At 70.0% G+C, this 14,956-nt stretch carries 14 protein-coding genes; 9 read left to right on the top strand and 5 right to left on the bottom strand.

All coding sequences use genetic code 11. The features are described from left to right. The first annotated feature begins 9 nt into the window (after positions 1 to 9). Positions 10 to 795, top strand: a complete 786-nt coding sequence (locus OL358_RS13670; protein WP_264710617.1) for an ABC transporter ATP-binding protein — start codon at positions 10 to 12, stop codon at positions 793 to 795. A 123-nt stretch (positions 796 to 918) separates the two neighbouring features. Beyond that, complete coding sequence (locus OL358_RS13675) at positions 919 to 1,170, top strand: type B 50S ribosomal protein L31 (RefSeq protein ID WP_264710618.1); 252 nt, start codon at positions 919 to 921, stop codon at positions 1,168 to 1,170. Positions 1,171 to 1,240: 70 nt separating this feature from the next. Here OL358_RS13675 and OL358_RS13680 read toward each other — a convergent pair whose 3' ends face one another. Then, complete coding sequence (locus OL358_RS13680) at positions 1,241 to 1,972, bottom strand: exonuclease domain-containing protein (protein ID WP_264710619.1); 732 nt, start codon at positions 1,970 to 1,972, stop codon at positions 1,241 to 1,243. A gap of 71 nt (positions 1,973 to 2,043) precedes the next feature. Between OL358_RS13680 and OL358_RS13685 the strand changes: the two genes are divergently transcribed. Next, a complete protein-coding gene (locus OL358_RS13685) occupies positions 2,044 to 2,943 on the top strand; it encodes an alpha/beta fold hydrolase (RefSeq protein WP_264710620.1) in 900 nt (299 codons plus the stop codon). On the opposite strand, the gene OL358_RS13690 is transcribed toward OL358_RS13685, so the two are convergent. Beyond that, entirely contained in the window at positions 2,903 to 3,457 is a 555-nt protein-coding gene (locus OL358_RS13690) for a CGNR zinc finger domain-containing protein (protein ID WP_264710621.1), read from the bottom strand. The two genes, OL358_RS13685 and OL358_RS13690, sit on opposite strands and share 41 nt — an antisense overlap. Positions 3,458 to 3,531: 74 nt before the next feature. Here OL358_RS13690 and OL358_RS13695 point away from each other — a divergent pair, with 74 nt between their 5' ends. Then, on the top strand, positions 3,532 to 4,533 hold the full coding sequence (locus OL358_RS13695) for an EamA family transporter (protein WP_264710622.1): 1,002 nt from the start codon (positions 3,532 to 3,534) through the stop codon (positions 4,531 to 4,533). Between the two features lie 10 nt (positions 4,534 to 4,543). Here the strand turns inward: OL358_RS13695 and OL358_RS13700 are convergent, their stop codons facing one another. After that, positions 4,544 to 5,017, bottom strand: coding sequence for an Lrp/AsnC family transcriptional regulator (locus OL358_RS13700; RefSeq protein ID WP_264710623.1), 474 nt, complete (start codon positions 5,015 to 5,017; stop codon positions 4,544 to 4,546). A gap of 165 nt (positions 5,018 to 5,182) precedes the next feature. Here OL358_RS13700 and pdhA point away from each other — a divergent pair, with 165 nt between their 5' ends. From pdhA to OL358_RS13715, 3 genes are read left to right on the top strand one after another with little or no spacing between them, the layout of a single operon-like run. After that, positions 5,183 to 6,319, top strand: a complete 1,137-nt coding sequence (gene pdhA, locus OL358_RS13705; RefSeq protein WP_264710624.1) for a pyruvate dehydrogenase (acetyl-transferring) E1 component subunit alpha — start codon at positions 5,183 to 5,185, stop codon at positions 6,317 to 6,319. Continuing rightward, complete coding sequence (locus OL358_RS13710) at positions 6,316 to 7,326, top strand: alpha-ketoacid dehydrogenase subunit beta (RefSeq protein WP_264710625.1); 1,011 nt, start codon at positions 6,316 to 6,318, stop codon at positions 7,324 to 7,326. Before pdhA ends, OL358_RS13710 begins: the two co-directional genes overlap by 4 nt. Then, the gene (locus OL358_RS13715) at positions 7,323 to 8,699 is read left to right on the top strand and encodes a dihydrolipoamide acetyltransferase family protein (protein ID WP_264710626.1); all 1,377 of its coding nucleotides are present in this window, start codon (positions 7,323 to 7,325) and stop codon (positions 8,697 to 8,699) included. Before OL358_RS13710 ends, OL358_RS13715 begins: the two co-directional genes overlap by 4 nt. Positions 8,700 to 8,765: 66 nt before the next feature. Here OL358_RS13715 and OL358_RS13720 read toward each other — a convergent pair whose 3' ends face one another. Beyond that, complete coding sequence (locus tag OL358_RS13720) at positions 8,766 to 10,592, bottom strand: alkaline phosphatase family protein (protein WP_264710627.1); 1,827 nt, start codon at positions 10,590 to 10,592, stop codon at positions 8,766 to 8,768. Positions 10,593 to 10,624: 32 nt separating this feature from the next. Beyond that, entirely contained in the window at positions 10,625 to 11,221 is a 597-nt protein-coding gene (locus OL358_RS13725) for a TetR/AcrR family transcriptional regulator (protein WP_264710628.1), read from the bottom strand. Positions 11,222 to 11,325: 104 nt separating this feature from the next. Between OL358_RS13725 and OL358_RS13730 the strand changes: the two genes are divergently transcribed. Both OL358_RS13730 and OL358_RS13735 read left to right on the top strand, forming a co-directional pair. Next, positions 11,326 to 12,930 carry a carboxyl transferase domain-containing protein gene (locus OL358_RS13730; protein ID WP_264710629.1) on the top strand — a complete coding sequence of 535 codons (1,605 nt, stop codon included), beginning with the start codon at positions 11,326 to 11,328 and terminating at the stop codon, positions 12,928 to 12,930. A gap of 5 nt (positions 12,931 to 12,935) precedes the next feature. Continuing rightward, complete coding sequence (locus tag OL358_RS13735; RefSeq protein ID WP_264710630.1) at positions 12,936 to 14,945, top strand: biotin carboxylase N-terminal domain-containing protein; 2,010 nt, start codon at positions 12,936 to 12,938, stop codon at positions 14,943 to 14,945. The last annotated feature ends 11 nt before the right edge of the window (positions 14,946 to 14,956 follow it).

Genomic DNA, 14,956 nt, shown 5'->3' on the forward strand with positions numbered 1-14,956 from the left:
GCTGGACGCATGCCGCAGGTCCTCGAATTCTCCGACGTCGTCGTCCGCAGGAACGCCAGGGACATCGTCGATCACCTCGACTGGAACGTGTCCGACGACGAGCGCTGGGTGATCCTCGGCCCCAACGGCGCGGGCAAGACCACGGTGCTCCAGCTCGCCGACACCCTGATGCACCCGACGTCCGGCGTCGTGACGATCCTCGGCGAGCGATTGGGCCGCACCGACGTGTTCGAGCTGCGTCCGCGCATCGGATTCGCGTCGTCGGCGATGGCCCGGCGCGTGCCTCCGGAGGAGACCGTGCTCGACGTCGTGCTCACGGCGGCGTACTCGGTGCTCGGCCGCTGGCGCGAGGACTACGAGGACCTCGACGAGCGGCGCGCGCTGCGCGTGCTGGCCGAGTGGAAGCTCGATCACCTCGCAGACCGCACATTCGGCACCCTCAGCGACGGCGAGCAGAAGCGCGTGCAGATCGCTCGCGCCGTCATGACCGACCCCGAGCTGCTGCTGCTGGACGAGCCCACCGCGAGCCTCGATCTCGGTGCCCGCGAGGAGCTCCTGATCCTCCTCAGCGGCTACGCCCAGGCACCGACGACGCCCGCGATGATCATGGTCACCCATCACGTCGAAGAGATCCCCGTCGGGTTCACGCACGTCCTGCTGCTGGCAGAAGGGCGCGCCGTGGCATCCGGACCCATCCAGGAGACTCTCACCGCCGAGGCGCTCACCGAGACCTTCGGCGTGCCCATCCAGCTCACCGAGCACGACGGCCGCTACGCCGCGCGCGCGGCCCACTGAGCCGTCCCCGGCCGCCGATTCCGCGACAGGCCCCGAGGCTGATAGAATCGCTTTTTGGTGCACTCGCACCTCAGACTTTGTCCGTCCTGGCAAAATCCAGGGCCCACTTTCAAAGGACTTCCCATGAAGACTGACATCCACCCCGAGTACCAGGCCGTCGTGTTCCGCGACCTCGGCTCCGGCGAGACCTTCCTCACCCGTTCGACGGTGACCAGCGACAAGACGATCGAGCTCGACGGTGTCGAGTACCCCGTCATCGACGTCGAGATCTCGTCCGCCTCGCACCCGTTCTACACGGGCAAGCAGCGCATCATGGACTCGGCCGGTCGCGTCGAGAAGTTCAACCAGCGCTTCAAGAACTTCGGCTCCAAGTAAGCAGCTGTCCTCGAAGGCCCCGCTCCGGCGGGGCCTTCGTCGTTCGTGCGCAGCGTCGACCGACCGGCGGTTAGCGGATCGGCCAGCTGCCGTCGAGCCGATCCTCGGGGTCGAGACGTCCGATCTGGATGAAGTAGTCGGTGAGACTCGCCGCCTGGGCTCGCGCCCACGCGATCTGCCTCGTGTGCAGCTCGTGCGCGGTGTCGGGGAGCCAGGGCGCGTAGCGCTCGGCGAGTGCCTGCGCGACGCGCCCCGCTGCGACCGCGTCGGCGGCGGCCTCGTGCGCACCGTCGAGACGCACCGCGTAGTGGGCTGCGACGACAGACAGGGTGCGCTTGCCGCGCCGCCAGCGGTCATACGCCTTGTCGACGACGAGAGGATCGATGACCGGTGAGGGATCGAGGATGGGCTCGATGCCGTGCCGCTGAGCCTCGTACTTGAGCAGCGAGAAGTCGTAGGGCGCGTTGTACGCCACGATCGGGATGCCGGCATCGAGCAGGCCGCGCAGCGCGGCCACCACCTCGCCGATGACCTGCGGTGCCGGACGGCCGTGTGCGCGGGCGTGCGCCGTCGAGATGCCGTGGATCGCGGCCGCGCCCTCGGGGATCGCCACGCCCGGATCGGCGAGCCAGTCACGTGCGTTGAGAACGGCGCCGGAGGCATCGAGCAGCCCGACGTGGGCGGTCACGATCCGGTCGGCCGTGACATCGACGCCGGTCGTCTCGAGGTCGAAGACGCCGACGACCCGCACCCACTCGGGGACGTCGAAGAGCGCGAGGGGTTCGGCCCGCCAGTGCTCCATGCCGACCACGGTATGCGCGACGGCCGACACGGCCGGCCAGGCGCACCGACGGCGCCTCGTAGAATCGGGGGGTGGCCGCCCCGAACCCGTACGCACCTCTCCTCGACGCGATCCCCGTCGAGCGTCACGAGGTCGCCGTCGGCGGGGGCGTCACCGCGTACTGGGTGTACGGACGGCCGGATGCCGCCACCACCGTGATCGCCGTCCACGGCTTTCGCGGTGAGCATCACGGCCTCGAGCCCGTGGTCGCTCACCTTCCGGACGTGCGGATCATCTCACCGGATCTCCCCGGGTTCGGCGAGACCGCGCCGCTGCCCGGCATCCGTCACGACCTCGATGCGTACGCCGGCTGGCTCGCGGAGTTCGCGGCCGCCGTCGCCCCGGGGGCGGTGATCCTCGGCCACTCGTTCGGATCGATCGTCGTCTCGGCCGCTGTCGCCCGTGGCCTCGACACACCGCGCGTGGTGCTGGTGAACCCGATCGGCGCTCCGGCGCTCGAGGGACCGCGCGGGCTGCTCACGCGGCTGGCGGTGTTCTACTACTGGGCGGGAGCCCGGCTTCCCGATCGTCTCGGCGAGGCGCTGCTGCGCAACGGCATGATCGTGCGCGTCATGAGCGTGTCGATGGCCAAGACCAAGGATCCCGACCTGCGCTCGTTCATCCACGATCAGCACGACACATACTTCTCGCGGTTCGCCGATCGCGATGTGCTGCACGACGCGTTCCTCGCGTCGGTGTCGCACGACGTGCGCGAGTTCGCGCCGCGCATCCCGCAGCCCACGCTCCTCGTCGCCGCGGTGCGGGACGACATCACGCCGATCGAGGCGGAGCGCACCCTCGCGACGCTGTTCCCGTCGGCAGACCTCGTCGAGATCCCCGACGTCGGCCATCTGATCCACTACGAGACGCCCGCCGTCGCGGCGGACGCGATCAGGCGCTTTCTCGAGCCTTCCGGGCCCGATACGCGATGACATTCATGCGATTGCCGCAGTTGCCGGTGTCGCAGTAGCGCTTGGACCCGTTCTTCGAGTAGTCGATGTAGACGGAGTCGCAGTCGTCCGCGGAGCACGTCCGCACCCGGTCGTACTCGTCGGAGCGGATGACGTCGATGAACGCCATCGCCGCCTCGACCATCATGCGGGTGGCGAGGGGCGAGTCGTCCGAGGTCGCGTGGATGTGCCAGTCATACTCGTCGTGGATGACGAGACGGGGGAGTGCCTCGCCGTCGGCGAGCATCTCGTTCACCAGCGGCACGGCCCCCTCGCGGTCGACCTGCCACAGTTCGCGCAGTCGCGACCGCACCTCCCGCACCGTGGCGACCTCCTCGTCGTCGGTGCGGACGACGCCGGTGTACGGGTTCGTCACGAGGAACCGCGTCAGGTCGTCGGGGGTCTGCAGCGTGTCGTCGCCGTCGTAGCCGGGCAGCGTGTTCACCAGGTCCACGACCATCATGAGCGTGCGCTTCGTGTCATGGATGAAAACCATGTTGACTCCTGACATCCGATTCGATACCGTCACCAGTGTAAACACGTTTCACCCCTGACAGTCGGATGCCGCCCATGACCGTCTCCACCGCGTCGCTGCCCGTGATCACACCGATCGCGGCATCCTCTCGTCTTCGCACGACCGGGCTCGTGATGGCGGTCGCCTCCGCGCTCGCCTTCTCGTCCAGCGGACCCTTCATCAAGCCGCTGCTCGAGGCCGGATGGTCCCTCGGCGCCGCCTTGCTCGTACGGATGGGGGTGGCAGGTCTCATCCTCTCGCCGGCCGTGTTCCGCGCGATCCGGCGCCAGCCGGGGTTCCTCCGCCGGCATTGGAGACTGATCGCCGGCTTCGGACTCATGCCGGTGCTCGGGTGCCAGCTGTTCTTCTTCTCGGCGATGCAGCGCATGCCGGTCGCGGTGGCACTTCTCATCCAGTACCTCGCGCCGGTGATGCTCGTCGCATTCGTGTGGTTGCGCACGCGCAAGGCGCCGTCGTCTCTCGTGCTCTGGGGCTCCGCAGTGGCGGTGCTCGGACTCGTCCTGGTGGTCGATATCTCGGGCGCCTCGTTCGACCTCATCGGCACGCTCCTGGCTCTCGCGGCAGCGGTCTGCGTGTGCGCGTACTTCGTCATCTCCGAGCGGGCCGGCGACGATCTGCCCCCGCTCGCACTCGCGGCGAGCGGTCTGCTCGTCGGCGCCGCGATCATGGGTCTGCTGTGCCTGGTGGGCGTCATGCCGTTCCAGGCGCCGGCGGTATCGGTCGAGCTGGCCGGTGTCGAGGTGCCGTGGTTCGTTCCGCTGCTGTGGGTCGCTGCGGTCGCCACGACCCTCGGTTACGCCCTCGGCGTCATGGCCGTGCCGCGCATCGGCTCACGCGTCGCCTCGTTCGTGGGGCTCTCCGAGGTGCTGTTCGCGCTCGGCTTCGCGTGGATCTTCCTCGCCGAGGTGCCCGCGCCGATCCAGTTCGCCGGCGGTGCGCTCATTCTCATCGGGGTCGTCCTGGTCAAAGTCGACGACCTGCGATCCGCTCCGCCGACCGCGGTGCCGTCACCCGCGGCGAGCGTTCCGCTCCCGTAGCGGCACAGGCTCACTGCTCCCGTCGTGCCAGCTCCATCAGGGGCATGACGCGGTGCGGGATGACCTCGCCCATCACGAGCGAGGTCTCGGTGCGCTCGACGCCCTCGATCGCCAGGATGCGGGCGTCGGTGTCGAAGAGGTGCTGCGTATCGCGGCACGCGACGCGCACCAGGAGATCGACCTGGCCGGACAGGCCGTGCGCCTGCACGATCTCGGGCACGCGGGCGAGCTCCGCCGAGATGCGGGGAAGGTCCGCCTGCCGCACGATGACGCTGATGAACGCCTCGATCGGGTAGCCCAGCGAGGACGATGAGATCGCCCGCTCGTACGACAGGAAGACGCCCGAGCGCTCGAGTCGGGCCATGCGCGCCTGCACCGTGTTGCGTGACAGGCCGAGGCGTTCGGCGAGGGCGACGACGGTCGCGCGGGGGTCGGCCGAGAGGGCGGCCAGGAGCTCGAGGTCGACATGATCGAGGGCACTCATAGTGCGAAACGTTAGCACGGTCTGGGGGCCCATCAGTTGTCAACATGCTCAAGCGGAGCGCGGATGCTTGAGCGAGGTGCGATGCGGACGTAGCCTCGAAGGTGCCGGCGACGATGTCGGCGCCACGACGCCCCTCCTCACGAGGGAGGGTTGCACCGAGGAGTGATGACGATGACGCACACCCTGACCCCGACCGCCGATCTCGCGACCGACACCGATGACGTCGCACGGCTGGTCACTCCCGACGGCGAGCGGATCGCCGACCCGGAGCTCGATCGGTGGGTGGCGGACATCGACGGCGCGGCCCTGCGCTCGCTCTACCGCGACATGGTCCTGCTCCGTCGCATCGACACCGAGGGCGTCGCGCTCCAGCGCCAAGGTCAGCTCGCGCTGTGGCCGCCCTGCCAGGGCCAGGAGGCGACGCAGATCGGCACCGCCCGCGGCCTCCGCGCCGACGACTTCGCCTTCCCGAGCTACCGCGAGACCGGCGTCGCCTTCGTGCGGGGCGCCCAGCCCGCGGACTACGTTCTCGCGTGGCGCGGCGAGGAGCACTCGACGTACAACCCGTTCGACATCAACACGGCCACTCAGCAGATCATCATCGGCGCCCAGTCCCTGCACGCCGTCGGTTACGCGATGGGCATCCAGCGCGACGGCACCGACCAGGTCGCGGCCGCCTACTTCGGCGACGGCGCCACCAGCCAGGGCGACGTCAACGAGGCGATGATCTTCGCATCGTCCTTCGGCGCGCCCGTGGTGTTCGTGTGCACGAACAATCAGTGGGCCATCTCCGAGCCCGTCTCGGTGCAGGCCAAGTTCCCGATCGCGGGCCGCGCGCCGGGGTTCGGCATCCCGAGCATGCGCGTCGACGGCAACGATGTGCTGGCGTGCCTGGCCGCGATGCGGTGGGCCGTCGACAACGCCCGTCAGGGGAACGGTCCCGCGTTCATCGAGGCCGTCACCTACCGCATGGGCCCGCACACGACATCCGATGACCCGACGCGATACCGCGACAAGGAAGAGGTCGAGCGCTGGAAGGGCCGTGATCCGCTGGCCCGCATCGAGGCGCTGTTGCGCGCGCAGGGCGAGTTCGACGACGAGTTCGCCGCACGCGTCGCGGCCGATGCCGACGCACTGGCCGCCGAGGTGCGCGCCGCCGCGCAGGGCGCGGTCACGCGCGACCCGATCACCGTCTTCGACAACGTCTACGCCGAGCAGCACTCCGGCATCGACGAGCAGCGCGCGTGGTTCGGCGCCTACCTCGAGGGCTTCACCGTCGAAGGCACGGAGGCGGTTCGATGAGGCAGCTCACCATGGCGAAGGCCATCAACGAGGGACTCCGTCGCGCGATGGCCGACGACCCGAAGGTGCTCGTCATGGGCGAGGACATCGGCAAGCTCGGCGGCGTGTTCCGCATCACCGACGGACTCCAGGACGAGTTCGGTGCCCAGCGCGTGGTCGACACCCCGCTCGCCGAGGCCGGCATCATGGGCACGGCCGTGGGTCTGGCCTTCCGCGGATACCGGCCCGTCGTCGAGATCCAGTTCGACGGGTTCATGTATCCCGCGTTCGACCAGATCGTGTGCCAGGTCGCCAAGATGCACTACCGCACGCGCGGAAACGTGCAGATGCCGATCACGATCCGCATCCCGTGGGCGGGCGGCGTCGGGGCGGCCGAGCACCACTCCGAATCGCCCGAGGCGTACTTCGTGCACACCTCCGGACTGCGCGTCATCGCGGTCTCGAACCCGCAGGACGCCTATGTCATGCTGCGCCAGGCCATCGCCTCCAACGACCCGGTCGTCTACTTCGAGCCCAAGCGGCTCTACCACACGAAGGGCGAGGTGGACCTCGATGTGGACCTCGCCGACGCCCCGCCGATGGGACTCGCGCGCGTGGCCCGCGAGGGCAGCGACGTGACGCTGCTCACGTACGGTTCGCAGGTTCTGACCGCGATGGATGCCGCGACCGCTGCCGAGGACGACGGGGTCTCGATCGAGGTCATCGACCTGCGTTCGATCTCGCCGGTCGACTACCGCACGGTGACCGCGTCCGTCCGCAAGACCGGGCGTGTGGTCGTCACCCACGAGGCGGCTCGCGAGGCGGGCGTGGGCGCAGAGCTCGTCGCGAGCGTGACGGAGCGCTGCTTCAACTTCCTCGAGGCGCCGCCGCAGCGCGTCACCGGGCACGACACCCCGTACCCGCCTGCCAAGCTGGAGAAGCACCACATCCCCGATCTCGACCGCATCCTCGATGCCGTCGACCGGGTGATGGATCGCCCGAACAGCCTGACGGGAGTCGAGCTGTGATCCAGGACTTCCGGCTCCCCGACCTCGGCGAGGGCCTCCCCGAGGCGGAGATCGTCGCGTGGCTCGTCGCCGAGGGTGACACCGTGACGCTCAATCAGACGATCGCGGAGGTCGAGACCGCGAAGGCCGTCGTCGAACTGCCGTCACCCTATGCCGGTGCGATCTCGAAGCTCCACGCCGCAGCCGGCGATGTGGTCGAGGTCGGCTCCGTGCTCATCTCCTACGACCTGGGTGGGGATGATGTGGTCGCGCCCGCTCCGGCTGCCGAGTCGGAGCAGGCTGGGGAGGAGTCCTCCAAGGCCGAGCCCAATCTCGTGGGGTACGGGGCTGCGCCCCGTGGCAGCGCCCGCCCGCAGCGTCGCGCGCGTTCCGCGGCGGGCCGGCCCGCGGCATCCGACACCGCTGTCCTCGAGGCGGCGCCGCACGACGCGATCCACCTCACCGAGGTCGAGCGTCCGCTCGAGCGTCCGCGCTCGACCCCGCCGGTGCGCCTGTTCGCCAAGCAGCTCGGCATCGATCTGGCGCTCGTCGAAGCGACCGGCGCGAACGGCGTCATCACGAGGGCGGATGTCGAGTCCTACGCCGAGCGCGTGGGCGCAGCACCCGTGGGCACGGCATCCGTCGCCGAGCCCGAGCTCATGCCCGAGCTGCGTCCGATGCCGATGTCGGGGGAGCGGACCACGCGGACGCCGATCCGCGGGGTGCGCAAGCACACCGCCGAGGCCATGGTCCGCAGCGCGTTCACCGCCCCGCACGTGACGACATTCCTGACCGTGGACGTGACCGCGACGACGGAGCTGATCGCCTCTCTGAAGGCCGACCGCGCGCTCCAGGAGCACAAGATCGGTGTCATGGCGGTCGCGGCGAAGGCCGTCTGCCTGGCGCTCGCCCACCACCCCGGACTGAACTCGCGGTGGGACGACGCGGCCGGCGAGATCGTCGAGCACCACTACGTCAACCTCGGCATCGCCGCGGCGACGGGCCGCGGCCTCGTCGTGCCGAACATCCGCGATGCGCAGGAGCTCTCGCTCGTCGAGCTGGGGGACGCGATCCGCACCCTCGCCGAGACCGCGCGCGCGGGCAAGACGGCCCCGGCCGACATGATGGGCGGCACGTTCTCGATCACGAACGTCGGGGTGTTCGGCGTCGATGCGGGAACGCCGATCCTCAACCCGGGCGAGGCCGGGATCCTCGCGCTCGGCGCGGTGCGGCGCCAGCCCTGGGAGTACAAGGGCGAGATCGCTCTGCGCGACGTGATGACCCTGGCGCTCTCGTTCGACCACCGCCTGGTCGACGGAGAGCAGGGCTCGCGATTCATGGTGGATGTCGCGAACGTGCTGCGCGAGCCCGGCCGCGCGATGCTGCTGCGCTGAACCTGCAGGGGAGTGGAGGGGGCCCGGTGCGGTGCGCGCCGGGCCCCCTCGCTGTGCGCGGGGCGTTCAGTCGATCTTCGGGTAGAACAGGCCCAGGCCGTGCTTGTGGATCGCTTCGTACGCCTGGCGGTACGTGAGCGGCTCGTCCCCGCTGTCGGAACCGTAACGGGCGAGGAGCAGGCCGACCAGCCCCCGGCCCGGAGGGCTGAGCGGCTTGTCCCTGTGCGCGCCGTCCTTGAGGTCGAGCGGCTCGTCCTCCTCGGGATTCGCAGGCACGTACATCGGGTGGACGACGGGCCACGTCGCGGGATCGCGCGGTGTCGGGAGATTGACGATCGAGAAGAGGTCGTTCGCGCCCGCGTCGCGGCGCGTGAGCGGTCGAAGGCCGTGCAGCCGCGTCAGCGTGGCGATGACGGCACCGTGGTGCATCTCGTCGTTGACGATCGTGTTGCGGCGCGTGTAGGCGGAGACGGCGATCGCGGGCACGCGCAGACCGAGCCGGTCGAAGGAGAATCCCATCTCGCCCGGCCCCGCGCCCGCCGTCGGGGGCGTCGCGCGCGGGGGCGGCACGTGATCGTAGGTTCCGCCGTGCTCGTCGAACGTGATGAGGAGCATCGTGTTCATCGCGTTCGATCCGCCGGGCGTGGCCGAGTGCTTGATCGCGTTGTAGACGCTCGCGACGAGCTTCTCGCCCGCTCGGACGTCGGAGACCGCGGAGTCGATGATCATGCGGCCGTCGATCGTGCTCGACTTGTAGACGCCGAACGGCGGATGGAAGTCGTTGTGGTTGTAGACCATGCGCGGCTCGATGAAGGCGTACGCAGGGAGCTTTCCGGTGCGGGCGTCCTCGTAGAACTCCTTCATGTGGCCGAATCGCCCGGTGCGCCAGTACTGCTGCAGGACGGGGGCGTGCATCATCCCGGTCAGCGACACGAACTGCATCTCGTCGAAGTAGATCTTCCAGGACACGCCGGCTTCTTCGAGGCGGTTGAAGACCGTGGGCGTCTTCGGCGCATCCAGCCACTTGTCGTAGCCGCCACCGTCTTTGTTGGTGACGAAGCCGTGCGAGGTCGACGCGTGGAAGAACGCGCGATTGCAGTAGGTCTGCGACGGCACCGCCGCGAACCACGCGTCGAAGACGGCGAACTCCCTGGCGAGCGTGGAGAGCACGGGCAGCTGCTCGGGCGAGAAGCCGCCCATGATGTGCCTGGTCTCGTCGATGGACGGCGCCTTGCCGCCGCGCAGCCGCTCGTAGTTGTTCCAGTAGTCCTGGACGAACCCGGACATCGTGGCCCGGGTGCCCGTCGGCGGGGCGTTGAACGGCGCCTGCATCTGGCCGATCTGGCTCGTGGCGTTGCTCGCAGGGTCGACCGTCCCGAACAGCTGCGTGTTGACGTGCGGGAACTCCTCGCCGGGATCGGGGTTCGGCCGCCCCATGACCTCATCGGTCGGACCGTCGTACGGATGAGCAGCGATGCGTTCGCCGGTGGGCGCGACATTGGCGTAATCGCCGAAGGCGAGACCATCGAAGGTCGCGCCGTCGGGCAGGTCATCGGGCGTGTACAGCCAGCCGAGCATGTTGTCGAAGGAACGGTTCTCGCCCATCAGCACGACCACGTGGTCGAATCCCGGCTCTGACCGCGGCGGCACGGCGCCGAAGTCGACAGACCCCTCCTGCACTCCGACCGTGTGGCCGATCGCGGCGCCCGCAGCGGCTCCGATGCCACCGCCGACCACGAGACCGGCGGCCGCGATGCCGCCGAACTTCAGGAAGTCGCGGCGTGAGCTCGCCTCGCCGCCCGTCTCCGGTGGCACGTCGAAGCCCGGGGGCGTGGCGCCGCCGTCAGCGGCAGCCGCCCCGTCTGCGTCGCTGTTCCGGCCGGACTCCGGCATCGTGCGTTCAGACTAGGGCACCTCGCGCGGGGTCAGGCGCTGAGTGCGGCCAGCGCCATCGACTCGAGGATGCCGCGCACGTGGTCTTCGCGCGGCTCTTCCCGCAGCACCCTGACGCTGTGCGGTGTCGAGTTGATCAGGCCGAAGCACGCGTGGGCTCGAACGCGCAGATCTTCGCGCGTGCGCGCGGGGCGGAGGGCGAGGAGGATGCCGACCCAGACCTCGACGTACTCCCGTTGCAGGCGCCGCACGCTGTGGCGGTCGTCGTCGGACAGGCTCGCGAGGTCGCGGTCCTGCACGCGGATGACGTCGGCATCGCTGAGCGCGAAGTCCACGTGGAACGCGATGATGGCGCGCAGCTGGTCCGAGGGCGTGCCGCCGCGGTCGACGACGCCGCGTCCGCCGGCGAGGAGGCGCTCACTCACGCCGACGAGGATCGCGCCCAGCAGCGCCTGCTTGTTCGCGAAGTGCCGGTAGAGGGCGGGTCCGCTGACGCCGACCGCCGCGCCCAGCTCCTCCAGGCTCACGCCGCTGAAGCCGCGCTCTGCGAAGAGCCTCGCCGCCTCGTGGAGGATCGCCGCCTGGCGATCCGCCTTCGCACGATCGCGCTCGGTGACCCCGCTTGTCATCTCAGTTAATCCTCGCTAACCTGGACTCCAGTTAGTGAACACTAACCAATTCGGTCGCGTGTCGACAACGAACGTGACCCGATCGTGACGTCGACGGAGATGACATGGGTGCCCTGACGAGCTCGGCCGTCCGAGACGACGCCTTCGCGCGCACGCGCGACGCGCAGGCGGAGCAGGCCGCGCGACTCCGCGAGCGGCTGGCCACCGTCGCACTCGGCGGTCCGGAAGCATCCCGCGCGCGCCATCTCGCCCGGGGGAAGCTGCTTCCGCGCGATCGCGTCGTGCGACTCCTCGACGAGGGGAGTCCCTTCGTCGAGATCGCCCCGCTCGCGGCGGAGGGACTGTACGGCGGGGATGCCCCGGCCGCCGGTGTGATCGCGGGGATCGGTCTCGTCCACGGCCGCCAGGTGATGGTCGTCTGCAACGACGCGACGGTCAAGGGCGGCACCTACTATCCGATGACCGTGAAGAAGCACCTCCGCGCTCAGGAGATCGCCTTCGAGAACCGCCTGCCGTGCATCTACCTCGTGGACTCCGGCGGCGCGTTCCTGCCGATGCAGGACGAGGTGTTCCCCGACCGGGACCACTTCGGGCGCATCTTCTTCAACCAGGCTCGCCTTTCGGCCGCCGGCATCCCGCAGATCGCGGCCGTCCTCGGCTCGTGCACGGCCGGCGGCGCCTACGTCCCGGCGATGAGCGACGAGACGGTGATCGTGCGCAATCAGGGCACGATCTTCCTCGGTGGTCCGCCCCTCGTGAAGGCCGCGATCGGCGAGGTCGTGACGGCCGAGGAACTCGGCGGGGGAGAGCTGCACGCTCGGCGCTCCGGTGTGGTCGATCATCTCGCCGAAGACGACGAGCACGCGCTCGAGATCGTGCGCGACATCGTCGCGACCCTTCCGCTCCCGGCCGCGCCGGCGTGGGATGTCACCACCGCCGTGGCGCCCGCCGTCGACCCCGGGGATCTCTACGGCGTCGTCCCCGTCGACGTGAACCAGCCGTACGACGTGCGCGAAGTGATCGCGCGTCTCGTGGATGCGAGCGAGCTCCACGAGTTCAAGCGGGAGTACGGTGACACGCTCGTGACCGGCTTCGCGCGCATCCACGGCCACCCCGTCGGGATCGTCGCCAACAACGGCGTCCTGTTCAGCGAGTCCGCGCAGAAGGGCGCGCACTTCATCGAGCTGTGCGACCAGCGCGGCATCCCGCTGCTGTTCCTGCAGAACATCTCCGGCTTCATGGTGGGGACGGATGCCGAGGCCGGCGGCATCGCGAAGGACGGCGCGAAGATGGTCACGGCCGTCGCGACGACCCGCGTGCCCAAGCTCACCGTGGTGATCGGCGGGTCCTTCGGAGCGGGCAACTACTCGATGTGCGGACGCGCGTACTCGCCGCGCTTCCTGTGGACGTGGCCGGCGAGCCGCATCTCGGTCATGGGAGGCCCGCAGGCGGCATCCGTCCTGTCGACCGTGAAGCGCGATCAGCTCGAAGCGCGCGGCGAGGAATGGGCCGCCGACGAGCAGGCCGCGTTCGAGGCGCCGATCCGCGCCCAGTACGAGGAGCAGGGCAACCCGTACTACGCGACCGCGCGCCTGTGGGACGACGGCATCATCGACCCCGCCGACACGCGCGACCTCCTGGGCCTGGCGCTCGATGTCGTCTCGCGCACGCCGCTCCCCGAACCCCGCTTCGGCGTCTTCCGGATGTGAGACCGATGAACCCCACCGACACCGCTCCCTTCCGCACGGTCCTCGTCGCCAACCGCGGCGAGATCGCGCGACGTGTGATCCGGACGCTCCGGCGCCTCGGCATCCGCTCGGTCGCCGTCTACAGCGACGCCGACGCGGATGCCCCCCACGTGCGCGAAGCCGACACCGCCGTGCGGATCGGGCCGGCCGCGGCATCCGCGTCCTACCTCGACATCGACGCGGTGATCGCCGCCGCGCGCGCGACCGGTGCCGAAGCAGTGCACCCCGGCTACGGGTTCCTGTCCGAGAACGCCGCGTTCGCCCGCGCGTGCGCCGAGGCGGACATCGTCTTCATCGGGCCCGGGGTGCGCGCCCTCGACGTCATGGGGGACAAGATCCGCTCGAAGGAGCATGTGTCGGGACACGGCGTGCCGACCGTTCCCGGCTTCAGTGCCGCCGGGATGACCGATGCCCAGATCGCGGCGGCGGCCGAGGAGGCCGGATTCCCGCTGCTCGTGAAGCCGTCGGCGGGCGGGGGCGGCAAGGGCATGCAGGTCGTGCGCGAGGCGTCCGAGCTCGTGGACGCCATCGCGACCGCACGACGCGTCGCGGCCTCGGCGTTCGGCGACGACACCCTGCTGCTCGAGCGCCTCATCGAGCGCCCTCGCCACATCGAGGTTCAGGTGCTCGCCGATGCCCACGGCACGGTCGTTCACCTCGGTGAGCGCGAGTGCACTCTGCAGCGGAGGCATCAGAAGGTGATCGAGGAGGCTCCGTCACCCGTGGTCGACGCGACCACGCGCGCCCGGATCGGCGCGGCCGCCTGCGCCGCCGCCGCGAGCGTCGACTACCGCGGCGCCGGCACCGTCGAGTTCCTCGTCGCAGGAGACCGCCCTGACGAGTTCTTCTTCATCGAGATGAACACCCGTCTGCAGGTGGAGCATCCGGTCACCGAGCTCGTGACCGGCGTCGACCTGGTCGAGCAGCAGCTGCGCATCGCGGCGGGGGAGCCCCTCGCCTTCGCACAGGAGGACGTGCGTCTCGACGGTCACGCGATCGAGGCGCGCGTCTACGCCGAGAGCCCCGAACGAGGTTTCCTCCCCGCCATCGGGGACGTGCTGGTGTGGCGGCCGGCCGAGACGGTGCGCACGGATGCCGCGATCGAGTCCGGCTCGGTCGTGACCGCCGACTACGACCCGATGATCGCGAAGGTCATCGCGCACGGCGCCGACCGCGCGGAGGCCCTCGCCCGGCTCGACGCCGCGTTGGCCGACACCCTGCTGTTCGGCGTGGAGACCAACATCGCGTTCCTGCGCGAGCTGCTCGCAGACGAAGGCGTGCGGGCCGGACGCATGGACACCGGCCTCATCGACCGGCTCCCGCCCTTCTCGGCTCCGCGGCCGTCCTCGCTCACGCTCGGCGCGGCGGCTGCGGCCGGAGCTCCGTCCGACGCGCGGGACAGAACGGATGCCGCATCCTCGTTGTGGCGTGACGGCTCGGGGTGGCGTTCCGGCGGTCCCGCAGCGACGACGACGGTGGCGGTCGAGACCGCCGGCGGTGTCGTGGTCGTTCCGCGCCCGGCTCCGATCGTCGTCGCGGGCTCGACCGGCGAGGACGCTCTGCCGGTCCACCCCGACGCGGACGAAGACGTGACGCTGGCCGTCGACGCCGAGGGATGGACCTGGGTGCATGCGGACGGCGCGACCCACCGGGTGCGCGCCCTCAGCCGACGCACGGCGATGGAGCAGCGGCTGGCAGCCCGGGACCGCGAGGCCGCGGCGAGCGATCCGGAGCTGCGCGCTCCGATGCCCGGCGCCGTCGTGGCCGTTCACGCCGTCGACGGCGCCGTGGTCGCCGCCGGCGACCGCATCGCCACGATCGAGGCCATGAAGATGGAGCACCCCGTCGTCGCGCCTCATGGCGGCGTGGTGCGCCTCGATGTCGCCGTGGGCGACCAGGTGCGTCGCGACCAGGTGCTCGCCCACGTCACCCTGACCGAGACCTCGCATGACGAGGCATCCGATTCCCCCTCCTGAGACCCGAGGAG

Source organism: Microbacterium sp. SSM24 (assembly GCF_025989145.1).
In the GTDB taxonomy this organism is placed as follows: domain Bacteria; phylum Actinomycetota; class Actinomycetes; order Actinomycetales; family Microbacteriaceae; genus Microbacterium.